Below are 14,988 nucleotides of genomic sequence, written 5' to 3'. Positions count from 1 at the left end.
TTCTGTAATTCGAACTATCCAGGGGTATGGCTGAACAGGCTTAGCGCTGACCAAATAAGGTAGCAAAGCGATCGAGAACGGCAGCACGGGACGCTGATGCGCTATCGCCTTCCGGCAGCAACGTCAGGCTCTTAAACAGAGGGCGTTTGGCATCAATATCCTGACGTGCTGGCATCAACCAGGCTTCAGCCACTGCTTTTTGGCCTTCAGGCGACAACATGTAGTTGATGAAGTCTTTTGCCTGCTGTTGGTTTTTGCTGCTTTTCAGGATCATCATCGGGCGGGGGGCAATGACAGTACCGCTGGAAGGGAAAATGACTTTAATGGATTCGCCAGACTCCATGCTGCCGTAAGAAACGTAATCCACAGCCCCGAAGACGGCGGCTTTCGCCCCTTGCAGCACGGGCGTTAATGCCTGGGCGTTCGGTCCGGCGATGATCATGCCGTTAGCTTTTAGGCGATCGAACATGTCCCAGGCTTTATCTTTTTCCGCATTTTGCAAACCAATCAGTAGATCGAGCGAAGCACCGGACAGCGCGGGATCTGGCGTGGTGACTTTATCTTTAAATTCAGGCTTGGTGAGGTCGTTCCAGTCTTTGGGCTCTGGCGTGCCGCTCTTGCTGTTCCACACAATGCCCAGTGCGGAAATGCCCTGTGCCACGTAGAAAGGGGTTTTAAATTGCGCAGGCACGGTGGCCGCGTTCGGGCTATCAAACTCCAGCAGCCAGCCGCGCTGCTGCAAATCTGTCGCCGTATCCCAGGAGGCGGAAATCAGGACATCGGCACGTGGATTGGCCTGCTCGGCTTCCAGTCTGGCCATGACTTTACCGGTTGTTGCCTGAAAAACATCGACCTTCACACCGGTCTGCTTTTCATAACCTGCTGCCAGTTTCTTTGCCAGTGCTCCCGGTCCGGCGGTGTACAGCGTCAGAGCCTGTGCGCTGCCTGCTACCGCTGCTAATGAGAGAGCTATACCCATAATGATGCCTCGTTGATTCATGGTAAACAGTGTGTTTTTCATTGCATTTTCCCCAAAGTTAAAGAGTGGTGATATCAGTAATGTGGCCTTGCGACATGTGAACAATACGGTGCGCCAGTATGTTGGCTTCGCCTCTGTCGTGGGTGACGTACACAGCGGTGGTACCAAGATGGCGTAAGAGCGATGCCATCTCCTGACAAAGTGATTCACGTAGATCCCGGTCGAGATTGGATAACGGTTCATCGAAGAGCAGGATGTTCGGCTCCGCGATAATGGCGCGCGCCAGTGCGACTCGCTGTTGCTGGCCGCCGGATAAATCGGCCGGTTTTCGATCGGCAAAATCAGCCAGACCGACGCGCGCTAGCGTGACTTCAACGCGTTGGCGGCAGAGATCGCGCGGAACCTTCCTCATCAGCAGCGGGAATCCGACATTTTGTGCAACGGTCATATGTGGCCAAAGCGCATAATCCTGAAAGACCATGCCTAGATTGCGCTGCTCTGGCGGCAGGGATAGCTGATGACCGGCAACCTGACGATCGCCAAAATGAATGGTGCCCGCATCCGGCTGTAACAGACCGGCCAGCAGCTTTAGCAACGTGCTTTTGCCGCAGCCGGAAGGCCCCAGCAGGGCCAGAATGGTGCCTTTCGGCACATCGAGGCTGATGGAATCGAGCACCGTTTTGCCTGCGAAAGCGTGAGACAACTTGTCGATTGCAATCGCGGCGGGCGTGGCGAATTCAGCAGTGGTCATCATCACCTCCGTGCAACAATGGGAGGCGATATCCATTTTGATATCGGTGGATCGGACGGGCGCTTTCGCGCTGCCTGGTTAAAGGGCATAGGAAAGCATCCCGCCAGTAAAGCAGGGGAAAAAACATGGGGTATCCTCTTTGGGACTCTATATCGGAATGGGGATTGTAGTGGGGGAATAAGGCTATTTGATGACAGACGAAACGATACCCGTGGTGCACGTTTTGAATATCAATACCGCTCGTAGAGAAAACCGGCTTATTTGATCGACATAATCCATCAATCTCATGATTTATTACTTTATTCTTCGCTGCGACTGCACAGAATCGTGGTGAAATCCGCTATGCTGGTCAGAGGGTTTGCAGAATGCCATCAAGGTAAACCCTATTGACCAGCGTAAGGATAAATCATGACGCTTGAACTCATCCCTGTTGGTATCAGCGCCTGTTTACTCGGTAATCCTGTGCGATTTGATGGCGGGCACAAGCGTTTGACGTTTGCCGCTGAACAACTGGCACCCTATTTTCGTTTTGAACCGGTCTGCCCGGAAATGGCGATTGGTTTACCGGTGCCGCGTCCGGCGCTCAGGCTGGTGCGTAAAGGGGAAAGCCATATCACGCTGCGTGCCAGCAATGGTTCGCCGTTGGATGTCACCCAGCAGATGGCGGCGTTTTCCGCTGACAAAGTCAGCCAGCTTCAGCACTTATGCGGTTATATCGTCTGTGCCAAATCGCCGAGCTGCGGTATGGAGCGCGTGAAGGTTTACGATGAAGCGCAAAAAGATGCGCGTAAAAGCGGAGTCGGCCTGTTTACGCAGGAGCTGATGCGGCAAATGCCCTGGCTACCGGTTGAGGAAGACGGACGCCTGCAGGATCCCGGCTTGCGGGAAAATTTCATTGAGCGCGTTTATGCGTTACACGAACTGAACCAGCTATGGCAAAACGGGTTGAGCCGTGGTGCGCTGATTGCCTTTCATAGCCGCTATAAACTCCTGCTGTTGGCACATTCCCAGCCGGAATACCGCGAGTTAGGGCCGTTTGTTGCGGGGATCGATAAGTGGGAATCGCTGGAAGACTACATCGTTGAATACCGGAAGCGGTTGATGAAGCTACTGTCGACGCCTGCGACGCGGCGCAATCACACCAATGTGTTGATGCACGTGCAGGGCTACTTCCGACGCCAGCTTAATTCTCAACAGCGACAGGAACTGGCGCAGCTCATCGATCGCTATAGGCAGGGTTTGCAGCCGCTGCTGGCACCTATCACGTTGTTAAAACATTACATGGCGGAATACCCCGATGCGTATCTGGCTCAGCAGCGTTACTTTGAGCCGTACCCCGAGGCATTACGCCTGCGTTACGGACACTAGTTTGACCGCCCGAGGAATTTCATGAGCACCCATGTAGTCTGGCTACGCAACGACCTGCGTGTTACCGATAATCTGGCGCTGTACGCGGCCTGTCAGGATCCGAACGCCACCGTGTTGGCGGTCTTTATCGCCACGCCGGCGCAGTGGGAAAAGCACGATATGGCACCGCGTCAGGCGGCCTTTCTGCTGGAGAACCTGAGGTTGGTGAAGCAGGCGCTGGCCGAGAAAGGTATCCCACTGCATTACCACGAATGTGCTGATTTTGCGGCGTCGGTTGACTGGCTGGTACAGTTTTGTGCGCAGCAGCAGGCGACCGATCTTTTCTACAATTACCAGTATGAAATCAACGAGCGGTTGCGTGATAAGCAGGTGAAAGATCGGCTGGCCGATAGCGTGGTTTGTCACGGTTATCATGACAGCCTGTTGTTACCGCCGGGTAACGTGCTGACGGGTAATGGCGAGATGTATAAAGTGTTTACGCCCTTTCGTCAGGCCTTTATCAAACGTCTGCTGGAGTCGGATACGACGTGCGTACCGGCACCGGACGCGCGCGGTGAACCGATCAATAACACAGCGGAACTGGCACCGTTCAGCTATCCGCAGTGTGGAGTTGATAGCGACGATTTCCCCAGCGGCGAACGTGCGGCGTTGCAGCAACTGCGCCGTTTTTGCCGCGAGCAGGTGCAGGATTATGACCAGCAGCGGGATTTTCCTGCGTTGCCCGGCACCAGCAAACTTTCTCCGTATCTGGCGCTTGGGATCGTATCGCCGCGCCAGTGCTTTAACCGTCTGCGTGCCGAATGCCCGGAGATGTTGGAACGGCGTGAGGGTGGGGCGTTTACCTGGTTTAACGAGCTGGTCTGGCGTGAATTTTACCGCCACCTGATTGTGTCCTGGCCGCAGCTATGTAAACACCGACCGTTCACCGCATGGACGCAGTGGGTGAAATGGCGAGAATCGCCGGAGGATTTAGCCGCCTGGCAGCAGGGAAAAACGGGCTACCCGATTGTGGATGCAGCGATGCGTCAACTGAATGAAACGGGATGGATGCACAATCGCCTGCGTATGATTTGCGCCAGTTTTCTCGTCAAAGATTTACTGATCGATTGGCGGGAAGGCGAACGCTACTTTATGTCGCAACTGCTGGATGGCGATCTGGCGGCGAATAACGGCGGCTGGCAGTGGGCAGCGTCGACAGGCACCGATGCGGCACCTTATTTTCGTATTTTTAACCCGACAACGCAGGGCGAGCGCTTCGACCCTGAAGGCCGGTTTATTCGTCACTGGCTGCCCGAACTGGCCGCCGTGCCGGATAAAGATATTCATCAGCCCCATCGCTGGGCTGACAAACACCACCATCAGCTGAACTATCCGCTGCCCATCGTCGACCATAAAACCGCGCGTCAGAATACGCTGGCGGCGTTTGAGGCGGCCAAAAATATCGGTATGGCGGATAACGATCGAGAAGAGAAAAGTAAGTATGCGTAATGTGGAATTGGAAAGAATCATTAACGAGAAACTGAGTACGGCGACGTTTCAGGACTACGCACCGAACGGTTTACAGGTTGAGGGGCGTGCGGACGTAAAACGTATTGTGACGGGCGTAACGGCCTCACAGGCGCTGCTGGATGCGGCGGTAGAAAAGCAGGCCGATGCGATTCTGGTTCATCACGGCTATTTCTGGAAAAACGAACCGCAGATTGTCTGTGGTATGAAGCGTAACCGGCTGAAAACGCTGTTGCTCAATGATATCAACCTGTACGGCTACCATCTGCCGCTGGATGCACACCCGGAACTGGGGAATAACGCCCAACTGGCGGCGCTGCTGGAGATTCAGGTGCAGGGCGCAATCGAACCGCTGGTGCCGTATGGCGAACTGGCGCAGCCCATGACGGCAGACGCTTTTTGCCGCCGTGTAGAAAAACGACTGGGGCGTAGCGTGCTGCATTGTGGGGATAATGCACCGCAACAGATACAGCGCGTGGCCTGGTGTACTGGCGGCGGTCAGGGTTTTATTGAACAAGCGGCCCGCTTCGGGGTCGATGCGTTTATTACCGGTGAAGTGTCTGAGCAAACGATTCATATCGCGCGCGAAATGGGGCTGCACTTCTTTGCTGCCGGACACCATGCCACCGAACGCGGCGGCATCAAAGCGTTGGGCGAATGGCTGGCGGCACAGCATGGTTTTGATGTGACATTTATTGATATTCCTAACCCGGCGTGATGGGTTGAAAGTCTTGGGATCGCACAGGAATGATGTCACATTTTCGATATTGGCATCGTTGTTGCTTCGCTGTTGAGAAGAAAACTTATCAGTAAGCAACGCTAATCATTTAGCCATGTTCACCATGACGGATAAAACGCGATTCAGGAGGAAAGATTGCAACGAGCACGGTGTTATCTTCTGGGCGAGAGGGCTGTCGTTCTGGAACTGGAACCGCCAATGTCGCTGGAGAGCCAGCAGCGGATATGGGGGCTTGCCGAGCGCCTGAATCATCATGAAGAGGTGCTGGAAGCGATTCCGGGCATGAACAATCTAACGGTGCTGTTGGCGCATCCACAGCAGGTGGCGCTGGATGCGATTGAACGTTTGCAGCGCTGGTGGGAAGAGAGTGAATCGCTGGTGTTTGACCCACGCGATATCGATATTCCTGTTGTGTATGGCGGAGAAGCGGGGCCAGATCTGGCGGACGTTGCCGCGCACAGTGGCCTAAGCGTGAGTCAGGTTGTGGAAGCACACGCAGCCGCACAGTACGTGGTCTACTTTTTGGGCTTCCAGCCGGGCTTTGCCTACCTCGGTGGATTAAACGAGAAGCTGCATATGCCGCGTCGTGCCGAACCGCGCCTGCGCGTGCCGGCGGGGTCGGTCGGGATTGGTGGCGCGCAGACGGGGATTTATCCGCTGACGACGCCGGGTGGCTGGCAGCTGATTGGCCGCACGTCGTTGAAGCTGTTTAATCCACAAACGATGCCGCCAACGCTGCTGCGACCTGGCGATAACGTTCGGTTTCTGCCACAGAAGGAGGGCGTATGCTGAAGGTTATCCATGCCGGCTTGCATACTTCGGTGCAGGACGGTGGTCGCGTCGGCTTTCGCCGTTTGGGTATCAGCCAGTCAGGCGCGCTCGATCTGCCTGCACTGACAATGGCCAACCTGCTGGTGGGCAACGCGGAGAATGCTGCCGCGCTGGAAATTACGCTGGGCAAGTTTACCGCAACATTCACCACCGCCTGCTGGGTGGCACTGACCGGTGCGGACTGTCATGCCGACCTCGATGGCAAGCCGCTCTGGACCGGCTGGCGTTTCGCCGTGAAGCCGGGACAAACGTTGAAAATGCGCATGCCGCGTAACGGAATGCGCAGCTATCTGGCTTTGTCCGGCGGGGTGGACGTGCCGGAAGCGCTCGGGTCGTGCAGTACCGATTTGAAAGCCGGTTTTGGGGGCTTTGACGGACGCTTGCTGAGGGATGGCGATGAACTTCCGCTGGGAACGCCAACTCGTGAACTGACGCGAGAAGTCGGTATCAAGCAACTGCTGTTCGGCAATCGCGTGCGGGCCTTGCCGGGGCCGGAATATCAGGAATTTAGTGAAGAGATGCAGGAGCTGTTCTGGCGAACGTCTTGGCAACTGAGCCCGCAAAGTAACCGCATGGGCTACCGTTTGCTGGGTGCTGAACTACAGCGCGCCGCATTGCCGGGTAGCAAACCGCGCGAGCTGCCATCGCATGGGCTGCTGCCGGGTGTGGTGCAGGTTCCACACAATGGTCACCCTATCGTACTGCTGGCGGATGCCCAGACAACCGGCGGTTACCCGCGTATCGCGACGGTGATCGAAGCCGATTTATTCCATTTGGCGCAAATCCGGCTCGGTGAACCGATACATTTTATTCACTGTACGCAGGCACAGGCGCAAAAAGCGGCCGAAGAACAGCGACGTTACCTCGAACAGCTGGCGTGGAGGCTGCATGATTATTGATCTGAATGCCGATCTGGGCGAAGGCAGTGAGAACGACGAAGCGCTGCTCAAGCTGGTGACCTCTGCCAATATTGCCTGTGGGTTTCATGCCGGTGATGCACAAACTATGCGCCAGTCCGTGCGTTGGGGAATCGGCTATGGCGTCGCGCTTGGTGCACACCCGAGCTTTCCCGATCGTGAAAATTTTGGCCGTAAGGCGATGAATGTGCCTGCGGAAATTGTCTTTGCACAGGTGGTGTATCAGCTTGGCGCGCTCAGCGCGATTGTCGCCGCTGAAGGCGGTACGCTGTCGCACGTTAAGCCTCACGGCATGCTTTACAATCAGGCGGCATGTGAACCGGCGCTGGCCGATGCGATAGCCAAGGCAGTGAAAGTGGTGAATCCGGCGTTACGCTTAGTCGGGCTGGCGGGAAGCGAGTTAATTCGTGCCGGACAACGGCTGGGGCTGGAGACGCGCCAGGAAGTGTTCGCCGACCGCTGCTATCTGCCTGACGGATCGCTGGTGCCGCGCACTCAAGCGGGGGCATTGATTAACAGCGATGAACTGGCGCTGGCGCAAACGCTGGAGATGATTCAACGTCAGCGGGTCAGAGCGATTGACGGTTCCTGGGTGAACGTGCAGGCGGATACCGTGTGTATTCACGGCGATGGACAACACGCGCTGTTGTTTGCCCGCAAGCTGCGTAACTGTTTTAGCCAGCATCAGATCGCTGTTGCTGCGGCATAATCATTACTTTTTATATGACGGGGAAACCGATGAAAACCGTTTTGATCACGGCGTTTGAGCCTTTTGAGGGCGAAGCGATTAATCCCTCCTGGGAAGCGGTAAAAGTCCTTCATCAGCGGGAAGTTGGCGGTGCGCGCGTAGTGGCCTGCCGTTTATCTTGCGTCTTCGACCTGTCGCTGGAACAGCTTTACCGCGCGATAGCCGAATGGCAGCCGGAAGTGGTGATCGCGGTGGGGCAGGCAGGCGGCCGTGCTGATATTTCTGTCGAACGCGTGGCGATTAATATTAATGATGCCCGCATTGCTGATAACCGAGGTAACCAGCCGATTGATACGCCAGTGGTGGAAAAGGGACCAGCAGCCTATTTCTCGACGCTGCCGGTGAAAGCGCTGGTGCAGGCATTGCGTGCAGCGGGCATTCCCGCCTCGGTATCGCAAACCGCAGGGACGTTTGTCTGCAACCATGTGATGTACGGGCTTTTACACCAGTTACATCAACAGGGCGATGTGGTGCGTGGCGGATTCGTTCATATTCCGTATTCGCCTGAACAGGCCGCACGCCACCCCGGTGAACCGAGCATGCCTACACCGTTAGTCACGGCGGCGCTGGAAGTGATGATCAAGCAGTCGCTGGTGCAGCAGGTTGATGTGGTGGTGACTGGCGGTGCTTTGCACTAGTGTAGTTAATCGCACAATACGTATGATTTTCAGGGAGTAAGGTATGCCGGAAGGACCGGAAATTCGCCGGGCGGCCGATAAACTGGTTGAGGCCGTTGTGGGAAAAACGCTGACGCGTGTCTGGTTTGCGTTTCCAGAACTGAAGCCATACGAGGCAGAATTGGTTGGGCAGCAGGTCAGGCAGATCGACACGCGCGGAAAGGCGCTGCTGACCTATTTTAGCAACGATCGGGTACTGTATAGCCACAACCAACTGTATGGCGTGTGGCGAGTCGTGAATGCCGGTGAATCGCCGGAAACGAAACGGGATTTGCGCGTCCGGCTGGAAACGCAGGATCGCGCCATTCTGCTTTACAGTGCGTCCGATATTGAAATGCTGACGCCGGAGACGCTCTCTACGCATCCTTTCCTGCAACGTATTGGCCCCGATGTTTTGGATCTCTCACTGACGACGGAACAGGTGTGTGAGCGTCTGTTATTACCGCGCTTTCGCCGTCGCCAGTTCAGTGGGCTGCTGCTGGATCAGGCTTTTCTCGCCGGGCTGGGGAATTATCTGCGTGTCGAGATTCTCTGGCAGGCACAGCTAGCACCGCAACACACGGCAGCGCAGTTGAATGAGGAACAGTTACAGACATTGAGTCGAGCGCTGCTGGAGATTCCCCGTTTGTCCTACAACACGCGCGGCACCGTTGATGAGAATCGACATCACGGGGCGATTTTTTCGTTCAAGGTTTTCCATCGAGAAGGGGAACGCTGCGAGCGCTGCGGCGGGATCATTGAAAGAACGATGCTGTCATCACGCCCGTTCTATTGGTGTCCGCACTGCCAGAAGTAATAATGTGAGTTATTTATGCGCAAGATGAATACGTTAATTCCAGAAATGATTGTCTCTGACTTACAAAAGAGTCTGGCGTTTTATTGCCATGTTTTGGGATTTCAGATTGAGTACGACAGGCCTGAAGATAAGTTCGCATTCCTTTCATTTCATGGGAGCCAACTGATGCTGGAACAGGATTACTTAACCGAATCGCCCTGGCGTGTGGAACCGTTAGAACCGCCGTTTGGCCGCGGTATGAATTTATCGATTGAGTGCCCTGATGTTCAGGCGCTGGCGGCGGCGATTGAACGTGCTGGCTATACGCTACGCAGGCCAGTGGATACGTGCTGGTATCGCGATCATGAGGTGTATCACGGGGAAAGTAATTTTCTGGTACAGGATCCGGATGGTTATTTATTGCGATTCACGCAAAGTTTAGGTTGTAAGTCATCCCTTTAGTGCAATTGTAAAAAAGGCCGGAAAATCCGGCCTTTTTTATGCGTACGGAATGGATTAATCGTGTTTCAGATTGGATTTGAAATCACGTTTGTCGTAGCCGGTATACAGCTGACGTGGACGGGCAATTTTGATGCCGTCGTCGTGCATTTCGTTCCAGTGTGCAATCCAGCCCACGGTACGCGCCATCGCGAAGATAACGGTGAACATGGAAGACGGAATACCCATCGCTTTCAGGATGATACCGGAGTAGAAGTCCACGTTCGGGTACAGTTTCTTCTCGATGAAGTACGGGTCGTTCAGCGCGATATTTTCCAGCTCCATCGCCACTTCCAGCAGGTCGTCTTTTCTGCCCAGCTCTTTCAGCACTTCATGGCAGGTTTCACGCATGACGGTAGCGCGCGGATCGTGGTTTTTGTACACACGGTGACCGAAGCCCATCAGGCGGAAGGAGTCGTTCTTGTCTTTTGCACGCTCGATAAACGCAGGGATGTGCTCCACGCTGCTGATTTCTTCCAGCATACGCAGGCAGGCTTCGTTCGCGCCGCCGTGCGCCGGTCCCCACAGCGAGGCGATCCCCGCGGCGATACAGGCAAACGGGTTCGCGCCAGACGAGCCAGCAGTACGCACGGTAGACGTTGAGGCGTTTTGCTCGTGATCGGCATGTAGGATCAGGATACGGTCCATGGCACGTTCCAACACCGGATTCACAACATATTCTTCGCAAGGCGTAGAGAACATCATGTGCAGGAAGTTACCCGCGTAGGACAGGTTGTTTTTCGGATAAACAAACGGCTGGCCCAGTGAGTATTTGTAGCACATTGCTGCAACGGTCGGCATTTTGGACAGCAGGCGGTAGGCCGCGATTTCGCGGTGGCGCTCAATGTTAATGTCCAGTGAATCGTGATAGAACGCCGCCAGTGCGCCCGTGACGCCGCACAATACGGCCATTGGATGTGAATCACGACGGAAACCGTGGAACAGACGAGTAATCTGCTCATGGATCATGGTGTGACGCGTTACGGTGGTCTTGAAGGTTTCATACTGTTCTACTGTCGGGACTTCACCGAACAGCAGGATGTAACACACTTCAAGATAATTCGATTTTTCAGCCAGTTGGGCAATCGGGAAGCCACGGTGTAGCAAGATGCCTTCGTCACCGTCGATATAGGTAATCTTGGATTCGCAAGATGCGGTAGAGGTAAAGCCGGGGTCAAATGTGAAGTAACCTTTAGAACCGAGGGGACGAATATCAATCTCATCATACCCCAATGTACCTGATAGGACATTTAGCTCAATTGGATCTTTACCCTCTAGAGTAAGTGTTGCTTTTTTATCAGCCATTTACAGTCTCCTTAGCGCTTTAATTTTAAATATTCTCACTGAAGAAATACCGTCATGCCTGTACACCGGGCGAATAAATGTCCGGTGAAACTCTGTCGTGACACAGTCGTCAAATAGGATACAGAGTAAGGCGGATAGCCGCATTCAGGATGAAAAATTCGTTCTCCAGGTAATTAACAATGCTCTGAATAGATTGTAGTCATTACCTATGACTTTTACGTGGACTCTCCCCACTGTTACATAAGTTACGCCAGTGTGGAAGTGTCGCCGTTGTGCTTTAACACATCATAAGGAATTCAATCCCCTAGTTGTAATTGAAATGTTGAACTTTTGTCAAATCAGATAATTAATTTTATATAAATTGTGAAATTCGTGATCTAAATCACTGTTCGGGGCAAATGTCACCAAACAGTTTGTATGGGAATTGTAATGGGAATGTGAAGGACCTATACTGCCGCCAGGTCTCCGGAATCACCCTGCAGTAGGAGCACCCAGTATGAAAGGATCATGCGCTGTTTAGACACCGGAATGTCGATGTTTGAGCGCGTATCGTAAACCCACTTTTCAGGGCTGTAACTTTCATGCTGTCTGACCTCACATCAGGCCCGGAGGAAGAAACAATAATAAAAGCTGTGTGGGCAAATCCGTGAAAAAACAAAGACCTGTCAATCTGGAATTGCAGACGATCCAGTTTCCCGTTACTGCGATAGCATCTATTCTTCACCGCGTCTCCGGCGTTATCACCTTTGTCGCTGTCGGTATTTTACTGTGGCTGTTAGGCACTTCTCTTTCTTCAGAGGAAGGGTTCCTGCGCGCTGCGGAAATTATGGATAGCTTCATCGTCAAGTTTATCGTTTGGGGCATCCTCGTCGCGTTGGCTTATCACATTGTTGGTGGTATACGTCACCTGTTGATGGATTTTGGCTATATAGAAGAAGACTTTGCCGCAGGTAAGCGTTCTGCAAATATCTCCTTTATTATTACTGTCGTGCTTTCAATTCTGGCTGGAGTCCTCGTATGGTAAGCAATGCTTCTGCGTTAGGACGCAATGGCGTACACGATTGGTTACTGATTCGCGCTTCCGCCATCGTCATTGTTCTGTATGTAATTTATATTATTGGTTTTATTGCTACGGCTGGCGACATCACGTATGAAATTTGGCGTGGTTTCTTCGCAATGGCTCTCACCAAAGTATTCACACTGCTAACGTTATTTTCCATTCTGGTTCATGCCTGGATAGGGATGTGGCAAGTGCTGACCGACTACATTAAACCGCTGGCCTTACGCCTGACTTTACAGTTGGCGATTGTCGTAGCGCTGTTGGTGTACGTCATTTATGGAACTATTGTGGTGTGGGGTGCGTGATGAATTTGCCAGTCAGAGAATTTGATGCAGTTGTTGTGGGTGCGGGTGGCGCAGGTATGCGCGCCGCGCTGCAAATTTCCCAAATGGGCCTGTCCTGTGCCCTGTTATCGAAAGTGTTCCCAACCCGTTCCCATACTGTGTCCGCGCAGGGCGGTATTACCGTTGCGCTGGGTAACACCCATGAGGACAACTGGGAATGGCACATGTACGACACCGTAAAAGGGTCGGATTATATTGGCGATCAGGACGCTATTGAATATATGTGTAAAACCGGTCCGGAAGCGATTCTGGAACTGGAACACATGGGATTACCGTTCTCCCGTCTGGATGATGGCAGCATTTATCAGCGTCCGTTCGGTGGTCAATCCAAGAATTTTGGCGGCGAGCAGGCTGCACGTACTGCGGCTGCGGCTGACCGTACCGGTCATGCCTTGCTGCATACGCTGTATCAGCAGAACCTGAAAAATCACACCACTATTTTCTCCGAATGGTACGCCCTCGATCTGGTGAAGAATCAGGATGGCGCGGTGGTCGGCTGTACGGCGATCTGTATCGAAACTGGTGAAGTTGTCTATTTCAAAGCGAAAGCGACTGTGCTGGCGACCGGCGGCGCAGGCCGTATTTACCAGTCCACCACCAACGCACACATTAATACAGGTGACGGCGTGGGCATGGCACTGCGTGCGGGCGTTCCGTTGCAGGACATGGAAATGTGGCAGTTCCACCCGACCGGTATTGCTGGCGCGGGTGTGCTGGTGACAGAAGGCTGCCGTGGTGAAGGCGGTTACCTGCTGAACAAGCACGGTGAACGTTTCATGGAACGTTATGCGCCAAACGCGAAAGATCTGGCTGGCCGTGATGTTGTTGCCCGTTCCATCATGATCGAAATTCGTGAAGGCCGCGGCTGTGAAGGCCCGTGGGGACCACATGCCAAGCTGAAACTGGACCATCTGGGTAAAGATGTTCTGGAATCCCGTCTGCCGGGCATTCTGGAGCTGTCCCGCACATTTGCTCACGTTGACCCGGTGAAAGAACCGATTCCAGTTATCCCAACCTGCCACTACATGATGGGCGGTATTCCGACCAAAGTGAGCGGTCAGGCATTGACGGTGAATGAGAAAGGCGAAGATGTGGTGATTCCAGGGCTGTTTGCCGTGGGTGAAATCGCCTGCGTCTCGGTTCATGGTGCTAACCGTCTGGGCGGTAACTCGCTGCTCGATCTGGTGGTATTCGGTCGTTCGGCGGGTATTCACCTGCAAGAGTCATTGAACGAGCAGGGTGAAAGCCGTGATGCCAGCAACTCCGATATTGAAGCCTCTCTCGACCGTCTGAACCGTTGGAACAATACTCGTTCAGGGGAAGATCCAGTTGAAATCCGCAAGGCGCTGCAATCCTGTATGCAGAACAACTTCTCGGTCTTCCGCGAAGGCGATGCGATGGCGAAAGGGTTGGAAGAGCTGAAAGTGATTCGTGAACGCCTGAAAAATGCGCGTTTGGATGATACGTCAAGCGAGTTCAACACCCAGCGTATCGAGTGTCTGGAGCTGGATAACCTGATGGAAACCGCGTATGCGACGGCGGTATCGGCTAACTTCCGTACCGAAAGCCGTGGCGCGCACAGTCGCTTCGACTACCCAGAGCGCGACGATGAAAATTGGCTGTGCCATTCGTTGTATCTGCCGCAAACCGACAGCATGACGCGCCGTGAGGTGAACATGCAGCCTAAACTGCGTCCGGCGTTCCCGCCGAAAGTACGTACTTATTAATTGCGGAGATCAAACGATGAAACTCGAATTTTCTATTTATCGTTATAACCCGGATGTTGACGACGCTCCGCGGATGCAGGATTACCAGTTGGAGGCGGAAGAAGGCCGCGACATGATGCTGCTGGATGCGCTGATGCTGCTGAAAGAGCAGGATCCAACACTGTCATTCCGTCGTTCTTGCCGTGAAGGCGTCTGTGGTTCCGATGGCGTCAACATGAACGGCAAAAATGGGCTGGCCTGTATCACGCCAGTTTCTGCGTTACGTCGCGGGAACAGCAAAATTGTTATCCGTCCTTTACCTGGATTACCGGTTGTTCGTGATTTGGTAGTGGACATGGGACAGTTCTATGCTCAATATGAGAAAATAAAGCCTTACCTGTTGAATAATGGGAAAAATCCGCCGGCGCGTGAGCATCTGCAATCGCCTGAACAACGTGCCAAGCTGGATGGGTTGTATGAATGCATCATGTGCGCCTGCTGTTCAACGTCTTGCCCGTCGTTCTGGTGGAACCCGGACAAGTTTGTCGGACCAGCGGGACTGCTGGCAGCGTATCGTTTCCTGATTGACAGCCGCGATACGGAAACCCAGCCACGACTGGACGACCTGGACGATGCGTTCAGCGTCTTCCGCTGCCACGGCATCATGAACTGCGTCAACGTGTGTCCGAAAGGGCTGAACCCGACCAAGGCTATTGGTCATATTAAATCGATGCTGTTGCACCGTAGCGCGTAACGGCTAGTCAGAACGTAACGTGTTATTGCA

Annotated in this window: 16 protein-coding genes; 13 read left to right on the top strand and 3 right to left on the bottom strand. The window is 53.8% G+C overall.

Annotated features, from left to right (window positions below):
• Window positions 1-40: 40 nt before the first annotated feature.
• The gene (locus tag MYB54_RS15305; protein WP_094370709.1) at window positions 41-1,021 is read right to left on the bottom strand and encodes an ABC transporter substrate-binding protein; all 981 of its coding nucleotides are present in this window, start codon (window positions 1,019-1,021) and stop codon (window positions 41-43) included.
• Between the two features lie 16 nt (window positions 1,022-1,037).
• A complete protein-coding gene (locus MYB54_RS15300) occupies window positions 1,038-1,730 on the bottom strand; it encodes an ABC transporter ATP-binding protein (protein ID WP_039287856.1) in 693 nt (230 codons plus the stop codon).
• A gap of 408 nt (window positions 1,731-2,138) precedes the next feature.
• On the opposite strand from MYB54_RS15300, the gene MYB54_RS15295 reads away from it, so the two are divergent.
• The 9 genes from MYB54_RS15295 (at window position 2,139) to MYB54_RS15255 (ending at window position 9,753) form a co-directional block, all read left to right on the top strand.
• Window positions 2,139-3,098, top strand: a complete 960-nt coding sequence (locus tag MYB54_RS15295) for a YbgA family protein (protein ID WP_248721014.1) — start codon at window positions 2,139-2,141, stop codon at window positions 3,096-3,098.
• A gap of 21 nt (window positions 3,099-3,119) precedes the next feature.
• Window positions 3,120-4,586 (top strand): deoxyribodipyrimidine photo-lyase, encoded by a 1,467-nt coding sequence (gene phrB / locus MYB54_RS15290; protein WP_248721013.1) that lies wholly within the window; start codon window positions 3,120-3,122, stop codon window positions 4,584-4,586.
• On the top strand, window positions 4,579-5,322 hold the full coding sequence (locus tag MYB54_RS15285; protein WP_010284983.1) for a type 2 GTP cyclohydrolase I: 744 nt from the start codon (window positions 4,579-4,581) through the stop codon (window positions 5,320-5,322). The genes phrB and MYB54_RS15285 overlap by 8 nt, the downstream gene beginning before the upstream one ends.
• Window positions 5,323-5,478: 156 nt before the next feature.
• Window positions 5,479-6,135 (top strand): 5-oxoprolinase subunit PxpB, encoded by a 657-nt coding sequence (gene pxpB / locus MYB54_RS15280; protein WP_040034603.1) that lies wholly within the window; start codon window positions 5,479-5,481, stop codon window positions 6,133-6,135.
• Entirely contained in the window at window positions 6,129-7,073 is a 945-nt protein-coding gene (pxpC, locus tag MYB54_RS15275) for a 5-oxoprolinase subunit PxpC (RefSeq protein ID WP_248721012.1), read from the top strand. The genes pxpB and pxpC overlap by 7 nt, the downstream gene beginning before the upstream one ends.
• The gene (gene pxpA / locus MYB54_RS15270) at window positions 7,063-7,800 is read left to right on the top strand and encodes a 5-oxoprolinase subunit PxpA (RefSeq protein ID WP_010299171.1); all 738 of its coding nucleotides are present in this window, start codon (window positions 7,063-7,065) and stop codon (window positions 7,798-7,800) included. The genes pxpC and pxpA overlap by 11 nt, the downstream gene beginning before the upstream one ends.
• Window positions 7,801-7,829: 29 nt before the next feature.
• Window positions 7,830-8,477 carry a pyroglutamyl-peptidase I gene (pcp, locus tag MYB54_RS15265; RefSeq protein ID WP_233990098.1) on the top strand — a complete coding sequence of 216 codons (648 nt, stop codon included), beginning with the start codon at window positions 7,830-7,832 and terminating at the stop codon, window positions 8,475-8,477.
• Between the two features lie 43 nt (window positions 8,478-8,520).
• Window positions 8,521-9,312 carry an endonuclease VIII gene (gene nei, locus MYB54_RS15260; protein ID WP_248721011.1) on the top strand — a complete coding sequence of 264 codons (792 nt, stop codon included), beginning with the start codon at window positions 8,521-8,523 and terminating at the stop codon, window positions 9,310-9,312.
• Between the two features lie 15 nt (window positions 9,313-9,327).
• The gene (locus tag MYB54_RS15255) at window positions 9,328-9,753 is read left to right on the top strand and encodes a bleomycin resistance protein (RefSeq protein WP_039466589.1); all 426 of its coding nucleotides are present in this window, start codon (window positions 9,328-9,330) and stop codon (window positions 9,751-9,753) included.
• Window positions 9,754-9,807: 54 nt separating this feature from the next.
• Here MYB54_RS15255 and MYB54_RS15250 read toward each other — a convergent pair whose 3' ends face one another.
• Window positions 9,808-11,094, bottom strand: a complete 1,287-nt coding sequence (locus tag MYB54_RS15250) for a citrate synthase (protein WP_039287843.1) — start codon at window positions 11,092-11,094, stop codon at window positions 9,808-9,810.
• Between the two features lie 634 nt (window positions 11,095-11,728).
• Here MYB54_RS15250 and sdhC point away from each other — a divergent pair.
• The 4 genes from sdhC to MYB54_RS15230 are packed head-to-tail and all read left to right on the top strand — an operon-like array spanning window position 11,729 to window position 14,958.
• On the top strand, window positions 11,729-12,118 hold the full coding sequence (sdhC, locus tag MYB54_RS15245; RefSeq protein ID WP_010284996.1) for a succinate dehydrogenase cytochrome b556 subunit: 390 nt from the start codon (window positions 11,729-11,731) through the stop codon (window positions 12,116-12,118).
• Entirely contained in the window at window positions 12,112-12,459 is a 348-nt protein-coding gene (gene sdhD, locus MYB54_RS15240; protein ID WP_010284997.1) for a succinate dehydrogenase membrane anchor subunit, read from the top strand. Before sdhC ends, sdhD begins: the two co-directional genes overlap by 7 nt.
• Window positions 12,459-14,225, top strand: coding sequence for a succinate dehydrogenase flavoprotein subunit (gene sdhA, locus MYB54_RS15235; protein WP_014914670.1), 1,767 nt, complete (start codon window positions 12,459-12,461; stop codon window positions 14,223-14,225). Before sdhD ends, sdhA begins: the two co-directional genes overlap by 1 nt.
• Window positions 14,226-14,241: 16 nt before the next feature.
• Window positions 14,242-14,958 carry a succinate dehydrogenase iron-sulfur subunit gene (locus tag MYB54_RS15230; RefSeq protein ID WP_010285000.1) on the top strand — a complete coding sequence of 239 codons (717 nt, stop codon included), beginning with the start codon at window positions 14,242-14,244 and terminating at the stop codon, window positions 14,956-14,958.
• Window positions 14,959-14,988: the final 30 nt, after the last annotated feature.

Origin of the sequence: Pectobacterium nicotianae (assembly GCF_023272715.1) — a bacterium.
Lineage (GTDB): Bacteria > Pseudomonadota > Gammaproteobacteria > Enterobacterales > Enterobacteriaceae > Pectobacterium > Pectobacterium brasiliense.
Note: the sequence above shows the minus strand (reverse complement) of the source record. Positions and strands in the feature narration are given on the sequence as shown.

Bases quoted from the DNA above. Each gene is read 5' to 3' on its own strand.
- MYB54_RS15305 (WP_094370709.1), bottom strand. From the start codon at position 1,021: ATGAAAAACACACTGTTTACCATGAATCAACGAGGCATCATTATGGGT.
- MYB54_RS15300 (WP_039287856.1), bottom strand. From the start codon at position 1,730: ATGACCACTGCTGAATTCGCCACGCCCGCCGCGATTGCAATCGACAAG.
- MYB54_RS15295 (WP_248721014.1), top strand. From the start codon at position 2,139: ATGACGCTTGAACTCATCCCTGTTGGTATCAGCGCCTGTTTACTCGGT.
- phrB (WP_248721013.1), top strand. From the start codon at position 3,120: ATGAGCACCCATGTAGTCTGGCTACGCAACGACCTGCGTGTTACCGAT.
- MYB54_RS15285 (WP_010284983.1), top strand. From the start codon at position 4,579: ATGCGTAATGTGGAATTGGAAAGAATCATTAACGAGAAACTGAGTACG.
- pxpC (WP_248721012.1), top strand. From the start codon at position 6,129: ATGCTGAAGGTTATCCATGCCGGCTTGCATACTTCGGTGCAGGACGGT.
- pxpA (WP_010299171.1), top strand. From the start codon at position 7,063: ATGATTATTGATCTGAATGCCGATCTGGGCGAAGGCAGTGAGAACGAC.
- pcp (WP_233990098.1), top strand. From the start codon at position 7,830: ATGAAAACCGTTTTGATCACGGCGTTTGAGCCTTTTGAGGGCGAAGCG.
- nei (WP_248721011.1), top strand. From the start codon at position 8,521: ATGCCGGAAGGACCGGAAATTCGCCGGGCGGCCGATAAACTGGTTGAG.
- MYB54_RS15255 (WP_039466589.1), top strand. From the start codon at position 9,328: ATGCGCAAGATGAATACGTTAATTCCAGAAATGATTGTCTCTGACTTA.
- MYB54_RS15250 (WP_039287843.1), bottom strand. From the start codon at position 11,094: ATGGCTGATAAAAAAGCAACACTTACTCTAGAGGGTAAAGATCCAATT.
- sdhD (WP_010284997.1), top strand. From the start codon at position 12,112: ATGGTAAGCAATGCTTCTGCGTTAGGACGCAATGGCGTACACGATTGG.
- sdhA (WP_014914670.1), top strand. From the start codon at position 12,459: ATGAATTTGCCAGTCAGAGAATTTGATGCAGTTGTTGTGGGTGCGGGT.
- MYB54_RS15230 (WP_010285000.1), top strand. From the start codon at position 14,242: ATGAAACTCGAATTTTCTATTTATCGTTATAACCCGGATGTTGACGAC.